2 protein-coding genes are annotated in these 1,900 nt (G+C 70.8%); both read left to right on the top strand.

Translation table 11 applies throughout. The annotated features are described in order from the left end of the window. Positions 1-832: 832 nt before the first annotated feature. A complete protein-coding gene (locus tag ACZ53N_RS37230; protein WP_469145116.1) occupies positions 833-1,057 on the top strand; it encodes a hypothetical protein in 225 nt (74 codons plus the stop codon). Positions 1,058-1,133: 76 nt separating this feature from the next. Further along, the gene (locus ACZ53N_RS37225; protein WP_469145115.1) at positions 1,134-1,760 is read left to right on the top strand and encodes a hypothetical protein; all 627 of its coding nucleotides are present in this window, start codon (positions 1,134-1,136) and stop codon (positions 1,758-1,760) included. Positions 1,761-1,900 lie beyond the last annotated feature (140 nt).

Below are 1,900 nucleotides of genomic sequence, written 5' to 3'. Positions count from 1 at the left end.
CGCTACGAGAAACGCGCCTACATCTACCTCGGCACCGTCACATTCGCAGCCCTCGCTATCTGGCTCCGAACATGATCCGAGAAACAGTCCCTAGGAGCGTGAGGCCCGCCCGGCCCCGGCCCTGGCCGAGCTCGCCGAGCGGCACTCGACCACCCCGCGTCGGCCCGCCCGGGAGATCATCGCTGAGGCCCGGGCTGAGTTCGCGACCTTCGCCGAGGATCTCGACGAACTCTGCCGTTGAGCGGGTCCGACCCTGTCAATGGGGCACCCCGTGGGCGGAGGCCTCTGCCTGACGCGGGGCACACCGTGCGGCCCAGCTTGCCGTGCGGACGCGCAATCGTCGGTGCAGCATCGGCTGTGGAGCCCGCCTGGCGCCCTTCGCACGTCTTCCGGGCGGGCCACTGGGCGCTCCGGCTCCTCCCTGGTGGTGAGAGCACCTGACCGGCGGTACGCCCTCACCCGTGAGGAACGTGCGGGCATACCTCGCGTTGCTGGTAGCCACCTGGCACCCCCTCGCCGACCGTGGCCAGAAGGCGCGGGAGTCGCGGAAGTGGCCGCCGAGGGTGTGCCAGGACAGGCCGGGATGCTCCCGGCGTAGCGTGGCCAGCCCCGCAGCGGCCAGCCCGCAACGCTGGAATGGCTCGGAGGTGTAGGGGTTCTCGACCCAGCCGAGCCAGGCAGCGGCGGCAGGTGCGGTAGTCGACGGCGAACGGGTGGTCCTGCTCGCCTTCCAGGTTGGCCGCGCGCTGGCGCCAGCCGTCCCGCTCCGCCGCGGCTGCCCGCCGAGTACCTCCCGGCGCTGCGAGCGGGCCTGTTGGAGGGGCTCGGGGGAGTGGCAGCCGCAGTCCTGCTCACGGACGGCACCTTCCACGACGTGGACTCCTGCGAGCTCGGGTACGAGATCGCCGGACGCGAAGCGGGCCGCGCTGCGCTCATCGATGCTGGCCTGCTGCCGTCGACGCAGCTCGGCACCCTGCGCTGGGCCTCCTGGCTGGGCCAGCCCCGGCCGCGACGCCGCCCGCCCCTGCGGCCCAGCCCGGGTCGAGGCGGCGGCTGACGAAAGCTGATGGGGGCGTGGTCAGGCGGTGAACGCGGTCTGTCGCGATGCCGGTTGGGATCTTTAGGCTCTGCTCATGTCGAAGCAGAAGCTGGGCAGGAAGCAGCGAACGCCGCAGAAGCGGGTCCCCCCTCGTTCGGTACCGCGTCCGCGCGCGGCTGCTGCGGTGTTGCCGGGCGGCGGGTTGCCACTGCGGGGAAGCCTGGACCAGATGGCGCGGATGTTGCAGCACGCGAAGCCGGACCAGCTGGTGGAACTGGTGCTGCCGTACCTGTGGGTGGCCCTCGCCGATGGCCGTGTCCCGGCGAACATATGCGTGGACGCGTGCATGACGCTGCGCAACGCCTACGGACAGCTGGGGGTGCGGGCCGACCTGCTGCCGGTCGACCTGGCGATCCAGAACCAGATCGTGGAGCACCCGGAAGCGGTGGCCCACGCCGACGGCCACCGGCGTACCGGGGTGAACGTCGCGTCCTACACCCTGGCCGCCCTGCGCGGTGAGGGGGTGCGCGGCCGCGCGATGCAGACCCCCTATCCGAGACCGCGGGCCCTGCTGCGAGCGGTGGGTGATGTCCCGTATGAGGCGGACGAGGCCGGGGACGTGCGCTTCTGCCTACCGGATCAAAACAACCAGGAACGGTGGCTGCGGCTCGATGAGATACCGCTGCCGCCGACAGTCCCGGCCCCCTGGCCGCGCTCGTAGGAGTTCGGGCGCACGACAGGGGCCCCTGGCATGAGGTGAACATCTTTACGAGCTGGTGCGTGATAGCGGATGAGGCGTGTTTGACCTGCTCATTGCCTGTCCTCAGGCGGTGGTGTAGCGGTCAGATACGAGGTTGGCGA

The sequence above is a fragment of the Streptomyces sp. NPDC033229 genome (genome assembly GCF_055576875.1).
Note: the sequence above shows the minus strand (reverse complement) of the source record. Positions and strands in the feature narration are given on the sequence as shown.